This window comes from Ferrovibrio terrae (assembly GCF_007197755.1).
Lineage (GTDB): Bacteria > Pseudomonadota > Alphaproteobacteria > Ferrovibrionales > Ferrovibrionaceae > Ferrovibrio > Ferrovibrio terrae.
This window is the reverse complement of sequence record NZ_CP041636.1, coordinates 741,324-766,393: the sequence shown is the minus strand read 5'-3', so window position 1 is coordinate 766,393 and position 25,070 is coordinate 741,324. Positions and strand designations below refer to the sequence as shown.

Genomic DNA, 25,070 nt, shown 5'->3' with positions numbered 1-25,070 from the left:
TTACATGGAGATCTCGATGAGATGCCCGCTGATGGGCATGTGGACCAGCAGGTTTGTGACCTTCTTGCCGGTGGCTGTTTCGACAGCATCCCTGTAGAGGCCAAGCTGCGGACCGAAGCTCAGGGCTTTGGTGTCGATGCTTTCACCTGCTCCGGGGAATGACTTGTGGTCGACAATGGCGTAGCCGCCAGGATGACCAACCAGCAGGTCAATGCGCCCCGATACCAGCTGGTCGGCAATATGTGCAGAGACCGGAGCCTCCTTGAAAACGGTCGCGCCGGGGATGGTTTGAAGCAGATGGGTGTTCAGGGCATCGCTCGCTTTAAGGATATCGGCGGCTTTCAACAGCTTCATGGACCAGCGGTCCAGGATGTCCTGGGCCATTTTAAGTCTGGCATCTGCTGGCGCCGACACATCGTCCGCTGCCAGAATGGCGTGTACGGCTTCGCCGACGATGGCCATGTCTGCATCACCAACGATGGGAATGCGATGACCAATCTCGGCGCGGCCGACAATTTTGTACGGAACGGCTGTAATCTCGGTGCTGGGTGTCCTGAACAGCGGATTGCGAACGACAGCCTCCCGGCCCAGGCGAACGTGGGTCTGCAGAATGATTGGTGCCGCGGTCTCCTCGTCTTCAGGTGCGGCGAGGGTTACGATTTCAGCTTCGAATTTATGGGGCCCTGCGGCGATAGGTTCGGCAGCCTTCGGCAGCACGACGTAGTCTGCGGTACCAGTGCCGGTATCCAGAACCTTCAGCCACTCGGCGCCGTTCTTGGTGCTCGGCGCGAATACAGCGTAGTCTCTGGCTCGCGTTACGCCGACATACAGGAGGCGGGTGGCTTCCTGCCTAGCGCGCAGCAACGCCAGTTTGCCCGCCTCAGAATTGGCTGCGGCTTCATCCAGTCCGACATTGTCCTTTTGCGTTCCATACGGCCACGGCCAGTACCGAATCCACCGTCCAGCGAGCGGGTTCATCCAGTCCAATTTGCCGTCGACCTCCGCGACCGGCTCGAACAGTCGGGGCTCCGGGTCCTTATGCAGGCTGGACAGGATGACCAATGGCCACTCAAGGCCCTTGGCCTTGTGATAGGTCATCACGTTGACGGCGTCGGGGCGCAGGCTCTTCGGCCGTTTGGCTTCGGCTTCCTCGAACGTCAGGATCAGTCCGGACAGCGTTGCGGGAGCGCCTGAACCCGCACACTCCGTCTCATAGGTCCTGGCGAACCCTCGCATAGCCTCCAGGTCATCCAGGCGCGCGCCATGGTTACCCCAGCGCTCAATCCGGCTCAGCAGCGGTGGCAGGGTGATGATGGCATCGACCATTTCGGCCGGGGTCAGCTCCAGGATCTGCTGACGCAGGACTTCTAGAGCATCGGAAATCGGGTTCGCAGCCTTCAAGGCAGCATCCGGGTCTTCCGCGCCGACTGCCTGCAGCCAGGCGTCTGATTCCGGGTCGTCGGAGAAGAAGCGGGCTAGCTCTGCCAGGGCAAGCCGGTCGGATTGGTCGGCCACCCAGCGGAGAGCTGCCATGGCCAGTTCCACATGTGGAGTCTTGGACAGCTCGTCGCGTTCGACCGCGACCGGGATACCAATGGCGCTCAGGGACGCCGCCGCCCGCTCCACTTCCTTGTTGGTGTGGCACAGGATGGCGATATCACCAATCCGCAACGGGCGGACGGCCCCCTTGCGGGTATCCACGGGCCAGTTTTCGGGGGAATCGATGACAGCCTTTACCGCATGAGCCAAGGCAGCGGACTGCTTGTCGTTGTTGCTCCCAGAAACCCACCAGACATGCAACGGAGGCCGCTTGAAGCCATCCTCCTTGCGGTCGGTGCCGGTGAAACGATGCTCTTCAGGCTTTAAGCCCATGGCGTCGAGCGAAGGCGAGAATGCTTCATTGACGAAATCGACGATGCCCTTGCGGCTTCGGTAAGACGTACGCAGCGGGTCATCAGGTTTTGTGCCCTGACCGGCGCCGAGGAACGCGGCCTGCGTCAGAGCGCTGTCGGCGTTGCGAAAGCCGTAAATGGCCTGCTTGGGGTCCCCGACCCAGGTGCTGGCTTCCACGATTTCGGCCAGCGAAGTGAAAATGGCAATCTGAAGCGGGCTGGAATCCTGGAATTCGTCAACGAAGACGCGGTTGACCCGTTCGGCCAGACGCATGCGCATTTTGGCATCGGAGAGGACGCGGAGCGCCAGCATTTCCTGGTCAGTGAAGTCAATCAGGCCGCGGGTGGCCTTGTATTCGTCGTATGCCGCCAGAGAGTCTGCTGCGCAAGCGAACAGTGTCCTGATGAACGTCTCGCAATCCGTCCGGAGTTGTGGATGGCCGAAATGGTTGCTCGCGATTCTTTTGATGTTCTCGACAGCCTTCTTGAAGACTTCTACATCCTTGGTCTTCGCATATTTAAGCTTGGACGCGCGCGCCCACTCCGGCCAGCTTAAGGCGGCTTTGCGTTTCAGCTTGCCGCGAATCTTAATCAGCTCTTTTACGGTTTTTGTTCCGTCTCCGCTGGTAATCGTGGCCGAGTGCTTCAGGGCTTCGTTCACCGCAGCTGTAAGGTCGGCCGTAAGCTTTTCCGACGTCAAACCTGGCTGCGGTTTGGGGAGCAGGTCCAGGAAGCCAGCCACGGACTTATCGGCAGAAGTCTGCAATCCATCGGCATTCAAGCCATTGGAGCGGGCCAGGTCGATAATCTTCCTGAGTGTCGTGCGCCAGTCAGGTCGGGTAACGTGCGGAGGATACGGGTCCGAATATCCGAAGAGCTCAGCAATATGGTTCAGTTCCGGGGCATGCTTGGAGATGGCTTCGCTGGCAGCCGTTGCCAGAATCCGGTTCACGCTGTCGTCGGAGATAACTTCCGCGCGAGGCGACCGGCCCAATTCGAATGCGTGCTCGGCGACAATCTGGCCGCATACGGAATTGACAGTGCCGAAGCGCGCGCCAAGCAGCCGAACGGCCTTGTCTTCTTGGTGGGTCTCGTAAAGCTCAGCGCGGGCCCGTTCGATGAGCTCATCCGCTGCCTTCACGGTGAAAGTGGTCGCCATAATCTCTTCGGGCGGCCTTTCCTTCACCTCGGCCGCGATGCGGCGCACGATACGTGTTGTCTTACCTGCGCCAGCTGAGGCGGTGACTGTATTGATGTTGAGCTTGCTCATCTCAGCTACCCTTCGTGCTGACGCGGCACAGGCTGGTGTAGTCGCAGTACTTGCAGGGCTTTTCGTCCGCAGGGATGCCAATTCCGGCCGGTGGTTCCGGCACTCCTTCGATGCCGCCTGCGATTGCGTTCCCGGCAATGGCCTGGTCCCGCCAGGACTTCCAGGTAGAAATCAGGTCGAGCCAGGTCTGCGACAGGTCTTTATCGACCTCGACCTCTTCCTCGGATACCAGGCCGCCTTCCTGACCAATCAGGCGGCGCTGATTGAGCAGGTAATAGGCGCCATCAGCTGTGCCCGCAGTCGAGGCATCCGCAATCGTGCCATAGGCAGCGAGCTGAATTGCCCGACCATCGGTAATTTCAGTCAGACGGCGCCGGGCGCTATGGCTCCATTTGAGGTCAATGACGCCGAGTACGCCCTCTGGATTCTTGACCAGCATGTCGAGACGCCCGGCGATTTTCAGGTCGCCGAGATCTGCTGTGCGGGGCAGTTCGGTTCCGACGACCTCTAGGCCTTTGCTTCTGAGGTAGTCGGCCAAGTGGGCCAAGGAGCTCGGAACATGGACGCGGGCGCGGATAAGTTCACCGGCGTGCTCAGGCTGATTTAGCGGTGCCGCAATGGCGTCCACAAGTTCATCGAAAATCCGGCCAACATCGGCTCTCATCTTGTCTTTGTCGGGGACATTGCCCGGCTTGAAGACGTGAGAAGCGATTTCATGAGCCAGGTTGCCGAGAAGCTGGTCGGTGTCCGGGATCTCGGCAAAGCGACCGGCCGACAGTCCAAGGACATTGGCGAGCAACCAGCGCATCTGGCAATTCACCAGGTTTTCAAGGCCGGTGGGGCTTTCCTCGCGTTCCTTGACCTTGGCAATTGCGGCGGCCGGTAGTGTCCAGGCTTTGCGCGATTTCGGCAGGGACGCCTGAGGGCTCAGTTGGCGCGCCAGGTTCCGACTGGAGAGATTAGTCGCCGCACTGGCCAGGATTTGCTCCGCCTGCCAGATTTCGCGATGATCTGATGCTTTCAGAATGGGCATCAACTGATGCGCCAGCGGATGGCTGGTGGTCTCGTCACTCCCTGACAGCGATGGCCGGACCAGAAGCAGGCATTCCGAGGTCCGAAAGGCGGCGTTCACATAGGCTGCGCTCACCTGGCGCGCGATGTCGGCTGACGAAGCCAGCCTGCATCCAGCTTTCTCCAGCGCTTCCAGCTCCTCCTTGCTCCAGGGCTCGGACGGCGGGCGAACCCGCTCACCAGGGCCGGTAAAGTTCCACCAGATGACACGCTTTGCCGTCCCCCATAGCGCTGCTGGGTGCCTGATGCACCGAAGACCACCGGACTGTGCGATATGGTTGGGGTTCTCGGCGCCTTCGGCCAGCACTTGCTCAATCATGCGCTCAATCAGCAGGGCGGGAAGACTCTCGCGACCGATGACTGTGATTGCGTCGACCAAGGCCGTTGCGGCTGCAGCTACAGCGAACAGCAAGGGGTCATTCTTCGCGCTGTTCGTCGCGAATGCCCATTGAGCGACCCGGCTGGCGATCGCCTTGGCTGCTTCCGCTGGGATGCCTTCGTGGCGGTCGTATTGGCCTACGGTGGTCCATTGCTGCCAGCGCTTGAACTTCTTGGCTACCCGCGCTTCTGCGTCGGTGTGACCTTTGGCAGCTTCCTTTTCAACCTGCCGAGCTTCAATTCTCTCCCATGCGGTATTCCAGGCCTTGCCGCCAATGCCGGGCTCCTTGGACAAGGCATAAGCCAATGTCCGGGCGGCACCGAAGCCAATCGGCGGCTTCGGCAGCAGCAACAGGTCGAGCAGCGGCTTAGGATTGAACGGCTTCCAGATAGTCGCGAATGCCAGGGGAAGGACCTGCAAGGCGCCCCGCCACGGTGATGATGCCGACTGCCCCAGTGTGGGCAGCCCACGAGCGAGCAGTGCACCATCCAACAGCGCAGTATCGCCGCCGGGGGCTAGAATGACTGTCTCGTTCAGGTCGGCTTCGCTACCTGCAGCCAGCCACTCGGCGACGGCTTCGGCAGCCATCAGGGCTGTGTCAGCCTGGACGACCATAAATGAGCCATCACCAACCAGCGGGTCGATCGTCGCTTCTTTCAGGAACTTGCTGACCTTGGCGAGATCATTGCCCGTCGCGGCCACCTGGCCCACCGGCCGCTGGTTCAGCGTGACACCACAAGCCGTCAGGGCTTTAAAAAGTTCGTTGATATGCGGCGGCAGGCTTGAAGGTAGTTCGATAACCTCGATTTCAATAACCCGCAGGGTGCGCTTAGAGGCCAATGCGCGTTGAACTGCGGCCAGGCGGTCGGCAAATCCAAAAGGCAACGGATTACCTGCGGCCTCGGCGGCCGCTAGGTCATCCGCTCGGGATGTTCCGATGGCTGTACCAGCCCAGCCAGCCAGTACCAGATTGTCACGCCAATGAAGCAGGCGCTCCGCAGTCGCCCAAGGGTCCCTGCTGAAGGAGGCGGCAAAGAAAACGGTCTTCCGTTCAGCCAGCACAATCTGCAGCTTCGCCGCATAAGCTGCGATACGCACCGCTTCGGACTTGGTGGGACCAGACAGACCCAGCTGAAGCTCCAGCAGTCCTACAAGCCCGCGAGGGCCGACGACTTCCTCATCCAGGACACCGGGACCGGGTCCGGGAAAGTCAGGATACACACGGCTATCCGCTTCCAGTCCAAAGACCAGCTTCATACGTCCTCCCTCGGGCTAGCATTTGCCAGCCCTGTGGTTACGCACTGATATGTGTTGCGACCCACCCCTGGGCCGTCAGCCTGTAGGGTCAAGGTATTGGCGGATCAGCGAGTCAGCAACAAGATCTCAATCCGGCATACCTTTGTATTTTCTGTTGGTTTGCAGACGGACTTTGCGCCTATCTACTTGGGCCATTTTGGGTGAGCCAGTGCATACTGGCACCGCTGAGCGTGTCGGCCAACGAAGTTCTGGCGGCAATGATGGGCGGCAGTCTCAGGCGCAGGATAAAGTATAGGCCTTCGATACTTTCGGTTGCTTTTTACGGGGTCTTTGACGGCGTGGCCGGGACTGCGGCCGTTGGAATAACCGGTACGGCCGGACTGGCGCCTGATTGCTGCGCAGGAGCAGGCGAAGGCAATGGAGGTGGGTTAGGGGTTTGCGTCGTGAAAATTGCATACGCTAAACCGAATACCGCTAGACAGCTGACGCCAGATACCCAGAAGAACGTCTTCTCTGCTGTGCCGGTCGGTGCTGTCACCATCTCCTTGAATTCTTTAGCGGGTAAAAACCGATAAAGCTTAGCCTGCCATTCCTTCCGAAGTGTCCGCTGCAACAAAATGAATTGCACACCTGAAAAACAAATCGAAACAACATAGACCACAACGACTGCCATCACCCATCGCAGTAGATTGGCGTCCATGCTGGTTGTGAATCGAGCGACAATCAAGCCAATGCCTACAGCAATTGCACCGGCCAGCGAGGTAATGAGCTGGCGGGTCGTATCATTCACCTTAACGATGTCGTCAGTGACAGATTTCCGCAAATCGCCGAGCGCCTTGAGCGTGTCGCGGCTGACCTCAGAGACGGACATCTGATATGCGACCCGCGCGCCTTCGTGCGCGGCGGACACATGGTCTTTGATGCAGTTAAGCGTGCTGTCTGTATTCCCAGCGGATCTGGCAAGCTCATTCGAGAGGAAGATGTGACGCTGCTCTGCTTCTCGTTCGTTTTCGAACACCCATGCGACAGTTTCCTGAAGCTCTTTGAAAGCTTCGGCGCCGATGGCATCAGCAGAGTCGTCATACGCATCGGGAGGCGTGAGGGCTAGACGCGGCGGCCCTTTGAATTTTAACCTGCCGGTATCGACCTCAATTTCATCCGGCAATGCCAGCACCAGCGCGCGAATCGACGCATCGGCCCAGACCTTGAACGCTGGGTCATTCAGGCGGATGCCCTTGATATCGGTCATCAGCCAAGGGCGAATATCTTTAGGGACGGAGCGCTCTGCACCGTACTCTCGAACAAGTTGCCTTGGACTTTTTGTCGCCAAGCTGGGCTGGAAAGCGACATTCGACTCCCACGGCCGCAACAGGCGGCCTTGTGTTAAAATATCTGTCCGCAGACGCGCGACATTCCAGATCGTGTGGGGGGTGCCAGTCTTCAGGAATGCCTTGAGAGCAATATTCGTTAGGATCTGCAGGCCGCCAGCGGCAGGCTGCGGCTTACTGATGACAATTCGAAATGGTGCAATGTGTTCGTCGAGCTCATGACGCTCCCATGGTGTGTTCGCGCCATCAAAAACACGTGCTTGGCAGCCTGCCGCATCTGATGCACCAAGGACCGCACGTGCGTCGGCCAGCTGTAGGCTCGACACAGTAACTGTATCTGCTGTCTCAATCAGAAAGGCCGGTTCTTCGGCCTTTAGTTGGTCAAGCAATTCTGCGAGTGCTATCACGGACAACGGTGTCTTCCTCGATACGCGCCGTTCGAATGGTGATTGTTTCACTACCGTCGGGACGCCTGTTGCGCTCGACGGTACCTTCGGCCCCCTCATCGGGATAAATCAATATAACGCCTTCGGCGGTCCTGACCTTGCGTTGCGGCGGGCGGCGCAAAACGTTGCGGTCGGGGCGGAATGCCAAGCCATCCAGCTTCATTTGCTGCATCTTTTTCAAGACCCTGTTCTGCATTCTCACGCGCAGGTCTTCGTCATCGGGCGCGCCAGCAGCAGCTATGATGGCTTCCCCGATTGCCTCTTCGGTAATCTGATGTCTATCGCGCAGATTGCCGACGGCTCGTGTAATGGCGCCAGCGACGTCGCGGCCAGGCAGTACGTCCTGAAACTCCGAAAGCGTCTTGCGCAACAGCTCTTTTACCGCCGTACTCAACTCTTGGTCGCTCCGAGACCGCTTCACCCCCAAAAATCGCTCAAAGTAGTCGCTGATTTCTGGCGACGGGCGAACGCGGTCAGTTGCAGAGACCATCGGGTCGGCGGCGGCGTTCACTACACGTATCAGCGCGGCCTTTTGGATTGAGCGTTTGTCGTCCGTGAAGGCGTGGACAATACGACGCAAGTTGCCCTCGGCATCATCCTGCTCGATGGCTTCTCGGTAGTCATATTTAATCAGGCTATAGATGGTGACGCCGGGGACATCACATTCGAGTTCGAAAATGAAGAATGCCCCATCGCGGCTGGCAGTCACATGGAGCAAGGAGAACTGGCGGGACAATGCCTGGGCGCCGGCCTCAAACGTCACCGGATTTCCTGCCATCGCGACCAGTTGGTCGCGGGTGCCGGAATCATCCTTGAACTGGAAGATGGGGGCGACGTCCGTGTCCCGGATGCGGTTAATGAAGAACTCGTCGTGCACCACGTCCCTGGCTTCTTTTGGCTCGAAGTCAGCCTCACCGCCGACGACGTGCAAGATCATGCTACGAATCCGCAGCGAGCGGTTTTCTTCCTCTGTTAGGAATCCCACTTCAAGCCTCCCCATATGCCTATTCGGCGACTGCCAACCACCCGTTGGCCATGTCGTCCGAGTCATTCGCATGCCGAGTGACAGCATTTGGGTCTACTCTCTCAAGAGGAGCTAAACAACCTATTGTAGTCTTTTTGCTATTATAGAACAAAACAAGAAAACAAGCAAATAATCTGATAATCCGCGCCTGGAGATTGCTTGTCGGCGCCGCGATTAGCGGAGGTGGCGCAGGCGATTACAACCGCATGCGAAGGTTAGGTTGCGCAAATCCTGTGGACGCGCATGCCCCGGATGCTCAAGCATTCGCTCTTATAGGGGCCGTGGAGCGTTTGATGGCGAAGCTCAGGGAATGGAGCGGCGGCGAGCCGCAGGAGGTCGTGAAGGTCAGCCACGCCGGTCTAGGCGATGGCCGTGTGAAGCTCGCCTATGGGGCGCCTCGACGGCACCATGGCGCATATCAAGCTGGTCGCGAACGGCAGGGCATGTGGGTGCGTAGGCAAACATTCCATAAGATATCGGCCGATTTGGTTTCATGTCTGATGGGCTGACGGAACTCAGGCTAAAACAAGTGATTGTTTGAGTTTCGTTAGGGAGCAGGGCTTATTATATTGATTTTATTTGTCTATTTCATGGGACGAGGTATTAGGTCTCTACGCGCGCGGCTTGAAAACGGATGCAGTTTTTCTCTTCCGGAAAAAGGTTTGCATTAGTACGGTACGGTAGTATACGATCTGCCAATAAGCGCCAGAACAAGGCGATAGGTGGATCTAGGGATGGTCTCAGAAGCTTCAATCGCGCATCAGGCGGTGGCGGCGGATACGGTCGGGAAAGGCCGGCCCTCGTCTGCGCTTTCGCTTGAAGTCCAGGAAGTTGGGCTCAGTTTCGGAGGCGTCCATGCGCTGCGCAATGTTTCCTTTGCTGCACCATCAGGCGAAATAACTGCCATCATTGGCCCAAATGGCGCGGGTAAAACCAGCGCATTCAATACTATCTCCGGTTTTTACCGGCCCAAGGCCGGCCGCATTCGCCTTGGCGACCAGGACATAACGCAGGTGCCGATGCATGACCGGGCTCGTCTCGGCTTGGCGCGCACTTTCCAGAACATCGCTCTGTTCCGTGGCCTCTCGGTACTCGAGAACATCAAGCTTGGTGGTCATCATCAAATGAAGGCCGGCCTGCTTAGTGCCCTGGCTTACAGTCCGGCTGCGAAGCGTGAAGAAATGGATTTGCGCACTGAAATCGAGCGCCGTGTCATCGATTTCCTCGAGATCGACCATATCCGCCACCGGACGATCGAGTCCCTTTCCTACGGTCTGCAAAAGCGCGTTGAGCTTGCCCGGGCGCTAGCCATGCGGCCACGCGTTCTGCTGCTGGACGAGCCGGTTGCAGGCATGAATCGCGAGGAAACCGAAGACATGGCGCGCTTCATCCTGGACGTCCAGGAAGAGTGGGGCGCAACCGTTCTGCTGATCGAGCATGACATGGGCATGGTGATGGACATTTCGAGCCATGTCGTCGTGCTGAATTTCGGTGAAGTCATTGCAGCCGGCAAACCGCATGAAGTCAGCCGCCACCCCGAAGTGGTGCGTGCTTATCTCGGCGATGAGAGGGGCTGATCATCCAATGAGCAGTTTCTACGAATTCATGGAATTCAGTCTGCTGGGCCTGTTTTCGGGCGGTGTCCTCGCCTTGATCGGCCTGAGCTTCGTGCTGGTTTACAAGGGCACACGGGTTATCAATTTCGCTACCGGCGACGTAATGATGCTCGGCGCGTACCTCTACTACACCTGTCATGTCGTGCTCGGTTGGCCGCTCCTGATCGCCTTCGCGCTTTCGATCATTGGAATCGCGGTGCTCGCATTTATTATCGAGCGTTCGGTCCTGCGCCCTTTGAGCGGTCAGTCGGTGATTTCGGTTCTGATGGCAACGATCGGCATTTCTGCGGTTCTGCACGGCCTAACCGAAGTCGTGTGGGGAAGTGACACCCACAGCACTCCGTCACTGTTACCTCGCATGCCGCTGAATCTCGGAGAAATCCTGATTCCGGGTTATGTGTTCGGAAACTTCATTCTTGCGGCTGCACTCATTACTGCCTTCCTTCTGTTTTTCCGGTACTCCCGCACGGGTGTCACGCTGCGCGCTGTGGCCAATGATCCGGTTACTGCCTGTACGATGGGTATCGATATTCGCAATGCGCAGCGTCTGACCTGGATGCTTGCCGGACTGTCCGGGACTGTTGCCGGCGTCCTCGTTGCCGCCACTGCCGGTCTCTCGCCACTGCTGGCGACGACGGCACTAGGGGTCTTTGCGGTAATCATTCTCGGTGGGCTGGACAGCATCATTGGAGCCATCATCGCAGGCCTCGTGATCGGCTGGCTCGATGGCGTGATGGTTGGTTACATGGGCGGAAAAGTACGCGAGGTAGTTCCCTACATCGTCGTGCTGACGATCCTGGTGTTCCGGCCCTACGGGCTGTTCGGTACCAGAACGATCGAGAGGCTCTAAGCTATGCGCAGCGGCGTTTTCTTCCAGAATTATGCGGCCGAGGAGCAGCTTTGGGATTCTCCTGCGGCGCGCTACTGGATGGTTGCCTTTGTTGCCATCCTCGCTCTCTTTCCGCTTGTCGCGAGTGATTACCTGATTGCCATCGCCTGCATTATTGGAATCCATGTCATTGCGACGCTTGGGCTTAATATCACAACCGGAAATACCGGACTGATATCCCTGGCGCATGCAGCCTTCCTTGGTGTGGGCGCCTATTCGGCGGCTTGGCTGTCCAAGCAAGGGGTTCCGTTCTATCTCGTGTTGCCGCTGGCGGGGCTGACGGCAGCAGCCACCGGCATTGTGACAGGCCTGCCCAGCTTACGCGTCAAAGGCCTCTATCTGGCCATTGCGACCTTGGCTGCACATTTCGTGCTGACCTTCATATTCCGGGAATGGCGTGCGGTTACGGGTGGTTTCGGCGGGACAAATGTCGTGTCACCCAGCCTGTTCGGTTTCGATCTGGGTGGGGATCGTCGAATCTACTACATCATCATGATCTGCGCCCTTGTCGTTGGGATCGCGACGCGGAACCTGTTCCGGACGCATATCGGCCGTGCCCTGATTGCAGTGCGGGACCGCGATATCTCGGCGGCCGTGATTGGCGTCAACCTGCTGAAAGCCAAACTGACGGCCTTCGCCTTGGGCGCATTCTATGCCGGTATAGCGGGGGCGCTTCTGGGCTACTACTATGGCGCCGTCAATCCTGAGTATTTCAGCCTCACCCTGGCGATCTTTTACCTGGCCGCGACCATTGTCGGCGGTCTGGGGCGCATCCTTGGCAGTGTGCTCGGCGCAACCTTCATGGCCTTTGTGCCTGAAGCGTTGAGGCTTGGAACGCACGTACTGTCGCAATGGGTGCCGTCGGCGGCAAAGATCGTGTTGCCCATGGGCCAGGTGGTGTTCGGCGCCCTGATCATCCTTTTCCTTGTTTGCGAGCCGCATGGCCTGGCTGAGATCTGGGCCCGTGTTCGCCGGTTTTTCCACCTTTGGCCGTTCAAAACCAGTTGACGAGATAACAGAAAACCAGGGAGGTCATCATGCTCAAGACAACGCGTAGAAAGTTCCTTGCCGCTTCCGGTGCAGCCGCTGCAGTTGCCACTGTGCCGCGCTTCGCCATTGGTCAGTCTGCCAACCCTGAAATTGTGATCGGCGCGGCGCAGCCGATCACTGGCCCCTTCGCCTTTGCAGGGGCGAGTCTGAATGCAGGGCTCAGTGATTATATTGCCTGGCGCAATGAGAATGGCGGTGTGATGGGGCGCAAGCTCCGCTACGTCGCAGAAGACAGTGGGTTCAAGGTTGACCAGGGCGTCGCCATTTTCAAGAAGATCATGGCCTCGGAAAAGCCGGCCTTCTTCTACGGTGATCGTACCGAATGGTGCAAGGCCGTGGCCCAGGAAGCGATCGCTTCCGGTTCGGTGATCACTGCCTCGCCGTCACTGGCTGGGGCGCTCGCTGATCCGGTCAACATGCCGCATCACTTCATCTCCGGTCCGAGCTACGGCGCTATGCACGAAGTGCTGATGGAGCATATTGCCCGCAGCAATCCGGGCAAGAAGCCGACGATCGCTCTGGTCTATACCGAAACCGAGTTCGGCAACGACGGCATCCCCGCTTCCAAGGCGCGTGCGCAGAAGCTCGGCCTGCCGATCGTTGCGGAGATCGTCACGAAGCAGTCTGGCATCGATGTGGCGCCGGAAGTCGCCAAACTGCGCCGCGCGAAACCGGACTTCATCGTCTTCCAGGGATATATCCTGGCCCCGCTGCCGGAATTCGTGAAGCAGCTTGTCGAAGCCGGCGTGCAGAGCCAGATCATGGGTACGATCTGGAGCGGTGACAAGCTCACCTATGATGCCATTGCTGCCGCTGGCGGCAATTACACCGGCGTGACCCCGTATCGCTATTTCTATGAGACCGGCGCTCCCATGCTGGCCACGATGCGGGAGTATGTGCAGAAGACGCGTCCGCAGATGAACTACATCTCGTTCTTCTATACCAATGCCTGGCTCTCGGGCATGGTATTCGCGGAAATCGCTGAACGCTGCATCAAGGCGAACAAGCCGTTCACGCTGCCGAATATGAAGGCGGCTCTGGAATCGATGACGGCGTGGGACTCTGGCGGCATTTCCGGCCTCCCGGTCAACCTCAGTGGTCACCAGATCGCTTCTGGTCGCCTCTACAAGTACAACTCGACCTCCAAGGCCATGGAGCCGGGCGGTGACTGGATCAGCGTGTGACCGAAGCAAGTACCATAAAGGCGCTTTCGGTTACTGGGATAGAAGTTGTCTATCACCACAGTATCCAGGCGCTTCGCGGTTTGTCGATCGACGTGCCGTCCGGCGCCATTGTGGCCCTTCTAGGCTCCAATGGCGCCGGCAAGACGACGACGCTCAAGGCCGCTTCCGGCATTCTGCCGCTGGAAAACGGCCGGGTGGTCAGTGGCGATATTGCCTTCTTTGGTGAATCCATTTTGAACCTTGCGCCGCATGATTTGCCGCGTCGCGGGCTGGCCCATGTCCGTGAAGGCAGGCACGTTTTCGATGAGCTGACAGTAGAGGAGAATCTGATCGCGGCAACAAACGCGCTCCAGGGTCGACCATCTGTCAAGCCGGACTTCGATATGGTCTACTCGTATTTTCCGCGACTGAAGGAGCGGCGTAAGCAGATTGCCGGGTATCTTTCGGGCGGGGAACAGCAAATGCTGGCGATCAGTCGCGCCCTGATCGGCCAGCCACGCCTCATCGTTCTTGATGAGCCTTCTCTTGGGCTCGCACCCATGGTCGTGGCCGACATTTTCCGTATCATCCAGCGCATCAATCGTGAGCATGGCGTTGCAATTCTGCTTGTCGAGCAGAATGCCCGCCAGGCGCTGAAGATCGCCGATTACGGTTACATCATGGAAAATGGCCGTATTGTCATCGATGGAACGAGCGATTTCCTTGAAAATGATCCAGATGTCCGCCGGTTCTATTTCGGTAGCGCCGATGGTGGCGAGCATCAGGCCAGCTTCCGCGACATCAAGCATTACAAGCGCCGCAAGCGCTGGCTTTCGTGAGGCAGTGAATATGCAGGCCGCCCCGGATTCCTCTTTCAAGACCTTACCACATCATCTGCTGCACTGGGCTCAGGCAAAGCCCAATGCCGTGGCCTTGCGGCAGAAACGCGAGGGCATCTGGCAGCCCCTGACCTGGAAAGAATATGCTGAGACCGCCCGGAATTTCGGGGCAGGTTTGATCGAACTCGGGCTCGCCGAGGGTGAAGCGGTAGCGATACTGAGCGAGAACCGTCAGGAATGGGTTCTGGCACAGCTTGGTGCCGGCATGGTGCGGGCAGTGACCGCAGGAGTCTATCCGACATCGCCGGCAAATGAAGTCCAGTACCTTTTGCAGCTTTCGGAAGCGCCTGTTGTGGTCTGCGAAGACCAGGAGCAGGTCGACAAGGTACTGGCGGTACGCGAGCACCTACCGCATCTGCGCCATATCATTGTCATCGACCCTCGCGGTTTGCGGCGCTATGACAATGCTGGACTGCACTATTTTGACCAGGTTGTAGAGCTGGGTAAGGCGCGGAACTCCGCTGATCCTGATGCATTGGCGCACCGGCTAAGCCATCAGCAGCCTGATGACGTTGCTTTGGTGGTCTTTACCTCCGGGTCTACCGGAAAGCCGAAGGCCGCACTGCTCACCTGGCGCTCCCTTAATGCAGGCTCGATCAGTCTGAACTCGGCGCTTCGTCAGTCCGACAATGATCAGCTGGTATCCTATTTGCCGCTTTGCCATGTGGCAGAGCAGATGTTCTCCGTCCAGATACCGCTCAAGACTGCGTCGGTCGTGAACTTTGCCGAGAGTCTGCGGACCGTCCAACAGGATCTGCGCGAGATTGCTCCGCAGGTATTTTTTGGTGTGCCACGCATCTGGGAGAAATTCCATGCTGGCATCCAGACGAAAGTGCGTGAAGCCGGTGGTTTCCGGGAATGGGTCTACAACGCGGCAATGCGGAGTATTTCTGGCTTTGCCACCAAGCCCCGGTCGACCTGGTCTCTGAGCCAGCGTCTTATCTGGACCTTCTGGTACTTTGCCGTCATCCGTGCGGTTCTCAACTTCATCGGATTGCGGGACTGTCGCATTGCTGTGTCTGCAGGTGCCCCGATCACACCCGAGATTCTCGCCTTCTTCCGCGCTATCGGAGTCCCGGTTCGCGAAGCATACGGCATGACGGAATCCTCAGGGCCCTCGACTATTCAGCTTGAGACTTCTCCCATAGGTACGGTTGGTCCTGCGCTGCCAGGCTACGAAGTGCAGTTGGGTCCAGATGGCGAGATCCTGATGCGTGGTGGAGCTGTCTTCCGGGGCTACTTCCGCAATCCGGAAGCCACCGGCGAGGCGATTTCCACAGAGGGCTGGCTGCACAGCGGCGATATCGGTGAGTGGGTGGATGCCTCAAGCGGTCGTGAGCTGCGCATTATCGATCGCAAGAAAGACATCATGATTACCGCCGGCGGCAAGAATATTACGCCGTCCGAAATCGAAAATGCCCTCCGCTTCTCGGCCTATATCAAGGAAGCGATTGTGATTGCCGACCGCCGCCGCTTTGTCTCTGCGCTTATACAGATTGATTACGACGCAGTTTCGAAATGGGCGGAAGATTCCGGTATCACCTATACGACGTTCCGCAGTCTGGCGGAGAATGAGGGTGTGCAGGCGCTGATCCAGGGCGAGATTGACAAGGTCAATCAGAAGATGCCGCAGGTTCAGAATGTGCGGAAATTCCATTTGTTGGTGAAAGAACTCGATCACGACGACGGCGAGGTCACCGCAACTATGAAGGTAAGGCGCAAGATCGTCGCTGAAAAATACAGCGATGTGATTGAGGCGCTTTACGCCTAGCGCCACCACTGTCGAATGCCTGAGGAATCATCTGGTCTGGGTGTTTCTGGAAATGTCGGATAGTCGTTTGCAAGGTAGTTCACCGATTAACTATCGAGGTACTTAAATGCGAGGAACAGAACGTCTGGCCGTGGTTGAAGCGACTACGCCCCGCATGGAGCGGGCCATTCCGGATTTGCCCACGGACACTGCTCTGATGGTCCGGCTTATTCGGATCACTCTGTATGGCATGGGGCAGTATTTTGAGCCGGTTTTCCGTGACATCGGGATGAATGAAAGCTCATTCCACGCGCTGTGCCTGTTGGTGTCGAACGACCGGGGCTCAGCCTATCCGGCCGATCTTGCCGAGTTGGTTGGTGTTACGCGCGCAAACATGACTCGCATTCTGGATGGGATGGTGGGGCGCGGCCTAGCAACGCGGGAAACCGATGCACTCGATGGCCGTCGGGCAGTGATCCGAGTGACTGCGGCCGGTCGCAAAGCGGTACGAGAGGGCGTGCCGAAATTGGCTATTCCTCTAAAAGCTGCCTTTGCAGAATTCACTGAGGAAGAGTTTCGGCAGTTCGACTATCTGCTGCGTAAGCTGATCCTGTCTTTCGACAAAGGCGTGATTGCCCGCCTTACCGCAGCCTGATCCAGCAAAAAACCAGGAGGAAACATGCAATACGGTTCGGTCTTTCAAAAAGGGATATTCGAGGGTCAAGTGGTTATCGTCACTGGGGGTGGCAGTGGCATCGGCAGATGTACGGCGCACGAACTGGCCTATCTTGGCGCCACAGTCGCTGTTGTCGGTCGTAACGCGGAGAAGCTCGAGGTTGTACGGCGTGAGATTACCGACGATGGCGGACGAGCAAGCGCGCACATTTGTGATATCCGGGATGAAGCGGCCGTCATAGCCGCGGTCGACTCGATATTGCAGCAGCATGGTCGCATCGACGGCCTGGTAAACAATGCTGGCGGGCAGTACCGCGCCGAATTGCGCTCCATCTCTACGAAGGGTTTCGAAGCGGTGGTGCGTAATAACCTGACCGGCGGCTTCATTTTCATGCGCGAAGTTTACAATCGCTGGATGGAAGCCAACGGCGGTGCAATCGTGAATATGATCGCTGATATCTGGAATGGCTGGCCAAATTTCGCCCACTCCGCAGCCGCCCGGGGTGGAATGCACACACTCACCGAGAGCGCTTCTTGCGAATGGGCCTCTGCCGGCGTGCGGGTGAATAGCGTGGCACCAGGTGCCATCGCATCCAGTGGACTGGACACCTATGAGCCGAAGGACCGCGAGTTCTTGCGTAATGAAGTCGCGCCGGAGATTCCGATGCAGAGATTTGGCACTGAGGCGGAAGTTTCGGCGGCGATCGTATATCTGCTGTCGCCTGCAGCCAGCTTCATCACTGGATCGTGTATCCGGATAGATGGCGGGGCCCCGAACGCCCGCAGGCTGTGGTGGAAGCTAAAGCCTGCACAACACAATGAGCCATTTAATGGCTTCCACCGGGCGACGGCGCCCGACGTGCTCAGCGTATCCACGCAACGTTAATACCAGGAGGAAAACATGTCGAAGAAGGTTTTGTACGAGAAGAAGGGCGAAATCGCCTATATCACCTTGAACCGGCCAGAGGTGAAGAACGCCATCGATATCGATGTGCATGTCCAGCTTCGCGAAGTCTGGGAGGATTTTCGCGATGACGACGCGGTTCGCGTGGCCATCCTGACCGGTTCCGGTGATGCATTCTCTGCAGGTGCAGACCTGAAGACGCATGTGCCGGAGTGGTCCGATGCCGGGCCGGCGCTTGGCCGCGACAAGCTTCCTGATGGGTTCGCCGGTGGCATCACGCGCGGGCTGCATCGCATTTACAAGCCGATCATTGCAGCCTGCAATGGCTGGGTGCTGGGTGGGGGGCTGGAACTGGCGCTGGCTTGCGATATCCGTATCGCCTCCGAGCGCGCCCAATTTGGGTCGTTCGAGCTGCGGCGTGGCATGCATCCGGCCGACGGCGGGATTGTCCGGCTGGTGAATATCTGCGGCGTCGGGATTGCCCTGGAATTGGAATTGACCGGCGAACCGATCAATGCTCAACGGGCGCTCGCGGCCAATCTGGTCTCTAAGGTCGTGCCGCATGACCAGCTCATGCAGGCCGCAGAAGACATGGCGCAGCGCATCCTGCGGAATGATCGTCGCGCGGTGGAATCGGCGAAGGAAACCATTTTTGAGGTGATCGGCCGTACCTTGGACGAACAGCTCAAAGTCGAGTGTCTCTATGGCTACGCTCTGTGCGGCGGAAATCCGACTGTAGAGTCTCGCACCGAGACATTCTTCTCCAAGTCAGACCGTGGCCGTGCAGGCCAGAACGCCACTCCACTTTGATCTGGACGGGCCATGATCCGCAACATTACCGGCATGCCGGCCGCCAAGATTACGGCAACCGATGATTTGCGGCATCGCGCCGCCCCTGGTCAACGCATGCGTGATTCGCTGTTCTGGCAATGTGTCGTGCCGGAACAGCGGGTCGGCCTGCAGGCGTATCTTTATCTGACCGACGACGGAAAAGCCGGTTTCAATGTGGTCATCTGGGGCGAAGGGTCAGAGCCGCTTGTGATGGATTTAGCTCAGGGTGAAGTCCCGGCAGAAATGGATTTTGACGCGTTTTCGCTCCAGGGATTGAGCCTTGTCCAGCCGGCCGGTTCGAATTCAGCGAACCTTGCCTATCGCAGTGAGCGGCTTACGCTGAATTTCGATTTCACCGGCCGGCACGATCCTTTCAGTTATCACCAGAATCCAGATGGATTGCCGTCTTGGTTTGCCATCGACCGCTTCGAGCAAACCGGCTGGGTACGCGGAATTGTGCGGTTCGGTGATCGCGAGATCGTGCTGGATCACGTAGCTCACCGTGACCATTCCTGGGGTATGCGCCAGTGGGCGATGCCGCAGCACTGGAAATGGCTGATTGCCTATACCCCTGATGCATCACGTATCGTCAATGCCTGGCTTTGGCAGGCGAGGGGGGACTGGGGCGCGGCCGGATATATTGTGCGCGATGGGCTACTCAGTCCGATTGCCACGACCAAACAGCAGGCAGGCTTTGACCGCGACATGACGCAGAGGTCATTGCGGCTCGATATTGCCGACACGGTCGGCAACACCTGCGTATTGGAAATGAACCGCTTCGGCATCATGAAGCTGCCGGCTGGAGGGCGGCATCCCACCATGATTATGGAAGCTGCCTGTACAGCCAGTATCGATGGCCAGTTGGCAGCAGGTCAGTATGAGACCTTCTGGCCACAGACTTATCTCGACCGCCTCATTGCTCTGCAGGCCAACTGATGGTCTGGGATTGGACTTCCGAGACACAAGAACGAATCTCCGAGTTCCTCGTGACCCGGGATCTGCTGAAGGGGGTGTCCCAGCTGCAGAGGATCGGGGATGGCCACTCCAATCTCACCTATGTCTTGCGGCATGACGCGCAGGCCGTTGTGCTGCGACGGCCGCCTCCTCCGCCGCAACCCAAGGGCGCCCATGACGTCTTGAGAGAGGCGCGTATTCTTGCCGCGCTGGAGGGCAGTGGCCTGCCCGTTCCACGCATTCTGGCAACAGCCTCCGCGGGCGAAGTGCTGGATGTTCCTTTCTACATCATGGAATGGCTGCCGGGGGTCGTGATCACGGATACCCTCCCGCCGAGCCTTGGTTCCCCGGACCTTCGACGGCCTATGGCGGAAGTTTTTGTGGACACCCTGGTGGACCTTCATGCCGTGGACTGGCGCTCACGGGGTTTGAGCGACTTCGGTCGTCCAGAAGGATTCAATGCCCGCCATCTAGGGCGTATCGAAGCATTGCTGCGTTCGCGTCGCGGTCCGGTACCGGCCGATTTCCTCGAAATGCTGGACTGGCTACAGAAGCACTGCCCGTCTGAATCCGACGGCACAATCGTCCACAACGATTATCGCCTGGGCAATGTCATGTGGCATTCCGAGGCACCGCCACGTCTGCTGGCCATTCTCGACTGGGAGCTTGCGACCATCGGAGACCCGCTGCTTGATCTCGGCTATATGGCGGTCTGCTATCCGGAGCAGGACGAGTCTTTGACACCAAACCAGGAATTGAGCGCCGCGTTTCTCCAACCTGGATTCCCGACCAGGGCGGAGATCTTCCGGCGGTATGCAGCGCGTTCAGGCCGCGATCTGACCGAGCTGCACTGGTACGCCGCCATGGCAGCCTGGAAAATGGCGGTACTGTACGACTTCTCGCATCAAAAGGGGCATGACCCCTTTTATGCCGATCCTCAGCAGTCGAACCGATTTCTTGCTGCCGGCAAACGCTTCGCCAAGTTGGGGCCCAGCGGCCTGCTCTAGAGCCTTACCAGTTGCTTGCCATGGTTGCCGCCGGCCATCATCCGCAGGAAGGCTTCGGGCATACGTTCAAGGCCATCCAGCACATCCTCACGGAAACGGATATGGCCGCTGCGGTGCCAGGCGGCGAGGTGTTTGAAGGCTTCATCCCTTAAATGCCACCAATCGAAAACGACGAGTCCCTGAATGGTGGCTCTGGTAACGATCAGGCGGGCGCTGGCGCGCAAGCCGATATCCTCGGCCGGCGTTTTGTCCACGACCGCAATACGCCCGCAGATGATGACGCGCGCGCGAACGGCCAGATTGGCCAGCACGGCATCATGGATGGGGCCGCCGGTATTGTCGAAGAAGACGTCGACGCCATCCGGGCATGCAGCGGCAATGGCGGCATCGAGGTCTTTGGTCGTGCGGTAATTGATCCCGGCATCCATACCGAGACCGAGGCAATGTGCGAGCTTGTCATCGCTGCCGGCGATTGCCACAACGCGGGCGCCCATCAATTTGGCAATCTGTCCCGCGACCTGGCCCACGGCGCCTGAAGCAGCTGAAACGACCACTGTTTCGCCAGGTTTGGGCCGACCTATTTCCAGGAGCCCGACATAGGCGGTCAGACCCGGCATCCCCAGCCAGGAAAGGCATGCCTGCGGCGGTACGTCCTTCGGCACCCGATTTGCGCGGGCGGCACCGGGCAGGTCCGGTGTGACCACAGCATATTCCTGCCAGTTCATGGCCATGGTCTCGACCAGATCGCCTACGGCCCAATCGGGGTGGCTGGAAGCGATGACTTCACCGACCCCCCCTCCGTGCATGGCGCCACCTGGCTTGACGCCCGCGGTATAATTCTGTGCTGGGCTGATACGGCCACGCATATAGGGGTCGAGCGAGAGCCATTGCACCCGCACCAGAATTTGGCGGGGGCCAAGTTCCGGGATCGGTGTTTCGATCAGACGCCACGTATCTAGTGTGGCTGGGCCATCAGGATAGTGATCGAGCACCCATTGTCGGTTCATCATTGCCAGAATTTCCACGTCCCGATATCAAGCCGATAGAGCTTCATACTCGCGGCGCATCTGGTCGACCAGGTCGGCCGCTGGAATCCGTTGCCGGATCGATCCGACACCATGGCCGGCACTCCAGACATCGCGCCATGCCTTGGCGCTTGCGCCCTCTTCCCCGAATGCCTTCAATGCGGATTTTTCTTCAGATGCCGCTTTGTAGTCGATACCCTGCGCTTCGAGCGACGGGCGCAGGAAGTTCGCTTTCACGCCGGTTAGACGATCCGACATCACAATATCTTCCGCCGTGGCGCCCAGAACCATATCCTTATAGGCGGCAGGTGCACTGGCCTCATCAGAAGCGATGAAGGCCGTACCAATATAGGCGAAGTCCGCACCAAGCATTTGCGCGGCACGAATTCCGCGACCTGTACTGATGGCCCCGCCAAGGCCAAGTGGACCGTCCCAAAACTCGCGGATCTCGGAAACCAGCGCAAACGGAGATTGCGTGCCCGTATGGCCGCCTGCGCCGGCGCAGACCGCAATAAGGCCATCGACGCCGGCCTCGGCGCATTTGCGCCCATGGCGGGCACTTACCACGTCGTTAAAGACGAGGCCGCCATAGCTGTGGACCGCAGAAAATATCTCCGCCGGGGCCGCTAGGCTGACAATAACAATTGGCACCTCTGCATCTGCAATGACCTGCATATCGTGACCCAGGCGCTCATTGCTGCGGTGAGCGATCTGATTCACGGCAAAGGGTGCGGCCGGGGATTCCGGATGGGCTGCGTCATGTGCGGTCAGCGCGTCCTTGATTTGATCGATCCAGTCGCGCAGCAACTCTTTGGGGCGCGCATTCAGCGCCGGAATGGAACCGACGATTCCAGCCTTACATTGCGCAATCACTAGGTCAGGGACTGAGATGATGAACATCGGTGCGCCGACGACTGGTAGTCGCAGACGGCGAAGCAGGGTCTCTGCCTGGCCGCGGCTACCGCGCGGGGTCGGAGCGGCGGTTGGCGTGGAAAGAGTAGGGGCCTGCATGGTTTCCTCCCGGCGGTTCCATTTTGCAGACTGAAATTATGCCGGGATGGAAATAAGTACGCAAGATAATGGTAATGAAGCGAACTATATTTTCTGGCCGCTAGTCCAGTCCGTCGTCGCTTTCCGCACCGCCTTTCGGGCGATTACCGTTTGATAGGGCGACCAGGTTTTCCTTCATCTTCGCCAGCATTCGCGAAGTGTTTTTCATCTCTTCAAGGCTGACACCTTCGAGTATGCGACTGTTGAACTCGGAACTGACCGGTTCGATGTCGCTCATGAGCTTGTGGGCTTTCTTGGTCAGGAAAACCCGCTTTACACGGCGGTCCTTCGCATCAGCTTCGCGCGTCACGAACCCGCCTTCCTGGAGCCGATCGATCAACGAGCCCAGCGCTACCTTGCCAACGTCCAGTTCATTGGCGAGCTGCGTCTGCGGCAGGCCATTGTTGCGGGAGATGAATGCAAGGACCCACCATTGCGAGCGTGTGATGCCGAGCGGCGACAGCTCACGGTCGAAATTAACCCGGCGGAGCCGTGATACGTCATGGATCAGGTAGCCGAGACGCAGACCCCAGTGTCGGATTTCACTTTCCATGCCGGCAGATCACTTTCATTCATAATAGTAAGAAATCATCTTTATTAGCTAACATATCATTTACTTGCTTGCAATGTGAAACACTGATCCGAGCGCCTAACTCCAGTCATCTGCATGGGTTTACTTAATTAATACGGTAGCATACGGTACGGTGATATTATTAATCGAGGGGAAACGTCCAAATGCGCAAAGCCAATAAGGTCATCATCAGCTGCGCCGTCACGGGATCGATTCATACCCCCACCATGACGCCGTATCTGCCCATTACGGCCGAGCAGATTGCCAGTGACTCGATCGCCGCCGCCAAGGCCGGCGCAGCGATCCTGCATCTGCATGCGCGAAACGAGGAAACGGGTCAGCCCACACAAAAGCCGGAAGCCTTTGCGCGTTTCCTGCCGCGCATCAAGGCCGAATGCGACGCGGTCATTAACATTACGACCGGCGGCGGCCTTGGCATGACCATCGATGAGCGGTTGGCTGCAGCCAAATGGGCGCAGCCCGAAGTCGCGTCGATGAATATGGGGTCCCTGAATTTCAACATCTCAGCTGCTGCCGAGAAGATGCACGAGTTCAAGTTCGCGTGGGAGCGTCCGTATCTCGAAATGACGCGTGACTTCATTCTGTCGAACACATTCGCCCAGATCGAACGCGGGCTGACGGAGCTTTCGGCCAACGGTACGCGCTTCGAATTCGAATGCTACGACATAGGCCATCTTTACAATCTGGCGCATTTCGTTGACCGCGGTCTGGTGAAGGGCCCGTTATTCATCCAGGGCGTATTCGGCATCCTTGGTGGTATCGGCGCGCATGTTGATCATCTGGTACATATGCGTGCGACGGCGGACCGGCTGTTCGGTGACAATTACTACATGTCGGTGCTGGCTGCGGGGCGGAACCAGATGCCGATCGCCATGAACAATGCAACCATGGGCGGTCATGTGCGCGTCGGCCTTGAGGATAGCATCTTCATTGCACGCGGCGAGCTCGCAAAATCAAATGCCGAGCAGGTCTCAAAGATTGTACGAATTCTGAAAGACCTCTCTATCGAGATCGCCACTCCCGAAGAAGCCCGGGCTATGCTGGGTCTGAAGGGTGGCAATAACGTCGCGTTCTAAACTGCATCAATGAGGACGTCATGAACTCGCCATTCCGCAATGATCTGCTGAACCGAAAACGCATCCTGATCACTGGAGGTGGTACCGGACTTGGCAAGGAGATGGCCCGCGGCTTCGCCCTTCACGGAGCTCATGTTTACGTCTGCGGGCGACGTGAGCAGGTGCTCGGCGAGACAGTGGATGAAATTCGTTCTGCAGGCGGAAAGGCCGATTATCTCCTCTCAAACGTCCGCGATGCGGCCAGTATGGAGGAGACCGTTGCGCGCGCTTGGGAGGCCGGGCCGCTGACCGGCCTGGTCAACAACGCGGCTGCCAATTTTATTGCACCCACGGAAAGCCTTTCGCCCAGGGGTTATCAGGCCATTACGTCCACGGTGATGGATGGTTCATTCTTTGCCACCCTGTACTGCGGGAAGCGCTGGATCGAGGCGGGGTTACCCGGAACGGTCTTGAGCAATCTGGTCACCTGGGTATGGACCGGATCAGCATTCGTTACGCCGTCAGCAATGGCCAAAGCAGCAATTCAGGCGATGACTATGTCACTTGCTGTGGAGTGGGGGCCGAAGAAAATCCGTCTGAACGCCATTGCGCCAGGCCCGTTTCCGACGCCGAATGCCTGGGAGAAGCTCAATCCGATCCCGGGCACTTCAGTAGGGGCGACGCAGAGTGACCAAGTACCGATGCGCCGCTTTGGCCAGATGCATGAGCTGCGCAATCTGACCACCTTCCTGATGAGCGATGCTTGCGACTATATCAATGGTGCTACGATCGCTGTCGATGGTGGCCACCATCTGGCGGCGCCGAGTACTTTCGCCGATCTTGCGTCGCTTTCCGAGGCAGATTGGGCTGCGGCGCGGAACGCACTGCGGGAATCGGCGGAGAAAGAACGAAAGGGACGCGGCGCCTGATATGGCGTCGCGGT

20 protein-coding genes are annotated in these 25,070 nt (G+C 58.3%); 13 read left to right on the top strand and 7 right to left on the bottom strand.

The window, feature by feature from the left end; all coding sequences use genetic code 11:
- From FNB15_RS03570 to FNB15_RS03555, 4 genes are all read right to left on the bottom strand, one after another.
- A complete protein-coding gene (locus FNB15_RS03570; protein ID WP_144067394.1) occupies positions 1 to 3,162 on the bottom strand; it encodes a UvrD-helicase domain-containing protein in 3,162 nt (1,053 codons plus the stop codon).
- 1 nt (position 3,163) lies between these two features.
- The gene (locus tag FNB15_RS03565; protein WP_144067393.1) at positions 3,164 to 5,869 is read right to left on the bottom strand and encodes a PD-(D/E)XK nuclease family protein; all 2,706 of its coding nucleotides are present in this window, start codon (positions 5,867 to 5,869) and stop codon (positions 3,164 to 3,166) included.
- Between the two features lie 319 nt (positions 5,870 to 6,188).
- Positions 6,189 to 7,610 carry a hypothetical protein gene (locus tag FNB15_RS03560; RefSeq protein ID WP_144067392.1) on the bottom strand — a complete coding sequence of 474 codons (1,422 nt, stop codon included), beginning with the start codon at positions 7,608 to 7,610 and terminating at the stop codon, positions 6,189 to 6,191.
- Entirely contained in the window at positions 7,579 to 8,580 is a 1,002-nt protein-coding gene (locus tag FNB15_RS03555) for a hypothetical protein (protein ID WP_221932739.1), read from the bottom strand. The genes FNB15_RS03560 and FNB15_RS03555 overlap by 32 nt, the downstream gene beginning before the upstream one ends.
- A gap of 821 nt (positions 8,581 to 9,401) precedes the next feature.
- Between FNB15_RS03555 and FNB15_RS03550 the strand changes: the two genes are divergently transcribed.
- The 11 genes from FNB15_RS03550 (at position 9,402) to FNB15_RS03500 (ending at position 20,405) form a co-directional block, all read left to right on the top strand.
- Entirely contained in the window at positions 9,402 to 10,244 is an 843-nt protein-coding gene (locus tag FNB15_RS03550) for an ABC transporter ATP-binding protein (protein ID WP_144067391.1), read from the top strand.
- Between the two features lie 7 nt (positions 10,245 to 10,251).
- Positions 10,252 to 11,133 (top strand): branched-chain amino acid ABC transporter permease, encoded by an 882-nt coding sequence (locus tag FNB15_RS03545; protein WP_185973700.1) that lies wholly within the window; start codon positions 10,252 to 10,254, stop codon positions 11,131 to 11,133.
- A 3-nt stretch (positions 11,134 to 11,136) separates the two neighbouring features.
- The gene (locus FNB15_RS03540) at positions 11,137 to 12,180 is read left to right on the top strand and encodes a branched-chain amino acid ABC transporter permease (protein WP_144067389.1); all 1,044 of its coding nucleotides are present in this window, start codon (positions 11,137 to 11,139) and stop codon (positions 12,178 to 12,180) included.
- A 29-nt stretch (positions 12,181 to 12,209) separates the two neighbouring features.
- Positions 12,210 to 13,406, top strand: a complete 1,197-nt coding sequence (locus tag FNB15_RS03535) for an ABC transporter substrate-binding protein (protein ID WP_144067388.1) — start codon at positions 12,210 to 12,212, stop codon at positions 13,404 to 13,406.
- Positions 13,403 to 14,224: an ABC transporter ATP-binding protein gene (locus tag FNB15_RS03530; RefSeq protein WP_144067387.1), complete on the top strand. Its 822-nt coding sequence runs from the start codon at positions 13,403 to 13,405 to the stop codon at positions 14,222 to 14,224. The genes FNB15_RS03535 and FNB15_RS03530 overlap by 4 nt, the downstream gene beginning before the upstream one ends.
- Positions 14,225 to 14,234: 10 nt before the next feature.
- Complete coding sequence (locus FNB15_RS03525; protein ID WP_144067386.1) at positions 14,235 to 16,055, top strand: AMP-dependent synthetase/ligase; 1,821 nt, start codon at positions 14,235 to 14,237, stop codon at positions 16,053 to 16,055.
- 106 nt (positions 16,056 to 16,161) lie between these two features.
- Entirely contained in the window at positions 16,162 to 16,689 is a 528-nt protein-coding gene (locus tag FNB15_RS03520) for a MarR family winged helix-turn-helix transcriptional regulator (protein ID WP_144067385.1), read from the top strand.
- A 24-nt stretch (positions 16,690 to 16,713) separates the two neighbouring features.
- Positions 16,714 to 17,595 (top strand): SDR family oxidoreductase, encoded by an 882-nt coding sequence (locus FNB15_RS03515; RefSeq protein ID WP_144067384.1) that lies wholly within the window; start codon positions 16,714 to 16,716, stop codon positions 17,593 to 17,595.
- 15 nt (positions 17,596 to 17,610) lie between these two features.
- Positions 17,611 to 18,423, top strand: a complete 813-nt coding sequence (locus FNB15_RS03510; RefSeq protein ID WP_144067383.1) for an enoyl-CoA hydratase/isomerase family protein — start codon at positions 17,611 to 17,613, stop codon at positions 18,421 to 18,423.
- A gap of 12 nt (positions 18,424 to 18,435) precedes the next feature.
- Positions 18,436 to 19,380: a DUF7064 domain-containing protein gene (locus FNB15_RS03505; protein WP_144067382.1), complete on the top strand. Its 945-nt coding sequence runs from the start codon at positions 18,436 to 18,438 to the stop codon at positions 19,378 to 19,380.
- The gene (locus FNB15_RS03500) at positions 19,380 to 20,405 is read left to right on the top strand and encodes a phosphotransferase family protein (protein ID WP_144067381.1); all 1,026 of its coding nucleotides are present in this window, start codon (positions 19,380 to 19,382) and stop codon (positions 20,403 to 20,405) included. Before FNB15_RS03505 ends, FNB15_RS03500 begins: the two co-directional genes overlap by 1 nt.
- Here FNB15_RS03500 and FNB15_RS03495 read toward each other — a convergent pair.
- From FNB15_RS03495 to FNB15_RS03485, 3 genes are all read right to left on the bottom strand, one after another.
- On the bottom strand, positions 20,402 to 21,430 hold the full coding sequence (locus FNB15_RS03495; RefSeq protein ID WP_246068777.1) for an NADP-dependent oxidoreductase: 1,029 nt from the start codon (positions 21,428 to 21,430) through the stop codon (positions 20,402 to 20,404). The genes FNB15_RS03500 and FNB15_RS03495 overlap by 4 nt on opposite strands.
- Positions 21,431 to 21,439: 9 nt before the next feature.
- Positions 21,440 to 22,330: an NAD(P)H-dependent flavin oxidoreductase gene (locus tag FNB15_RS03490; protein WP_246068776.1), complete on the bottom strand. Its 891-nt coding sequence runs from the start codon at positions 22,328 to 22,330 to the stop codon at positions 21,440 to 21,442.
- Between the two features lie 211 nt (positions 22,331 to 22,541).
- Positions 22,542 to 23,033 (bottom strand): MarR family winged helix-turn-helix transcriptional regulator, encoded by a 492-nt coding sequence (locus FNB15_RS03485; RefSeq protein ID WP_144067379.1) that lies wholly within the window; start codon positions 23,031 to 23,033, stop codon positions 22,542 to 22,544.
- A 182-nt stretch (positions 23,034 to 23,215) separates the two neighbouring features.
- On the opposite strand from FNB15_RS03485, the gene kce reads away from it, so the two are divergent.
- Positions 23,216 to 24,148 carry a 3,5-dioxohexanoate:acetyl-CoA acetone transferase gene (kce, locus tag FNB15_RS03480; RefSeq protein ID WP_144067378.1) on the top strand — a complete coding sequence of 311 codons (933 nt, stop codon included), beginning with the start codon at positions 23,216 to 23,218 and terminating at the stop codon, positions 24,146 to 24,148.
- 20 nt (positions 24,149 to 24,168) lie between these two features.
- Complete coding sequence (locus FNB15_RS03475; RefSeq protein ID WP_144067377.1) at positions 24,169 to 25,056, top strand: SDR family oxidoreductase; 888 nt, start codon at positions 24,169 to 24,171, stop codon at positions 25,054 to 25,056.
- Positions 25,057 to 25,070 lie beyond the last annotated feature (14 nt).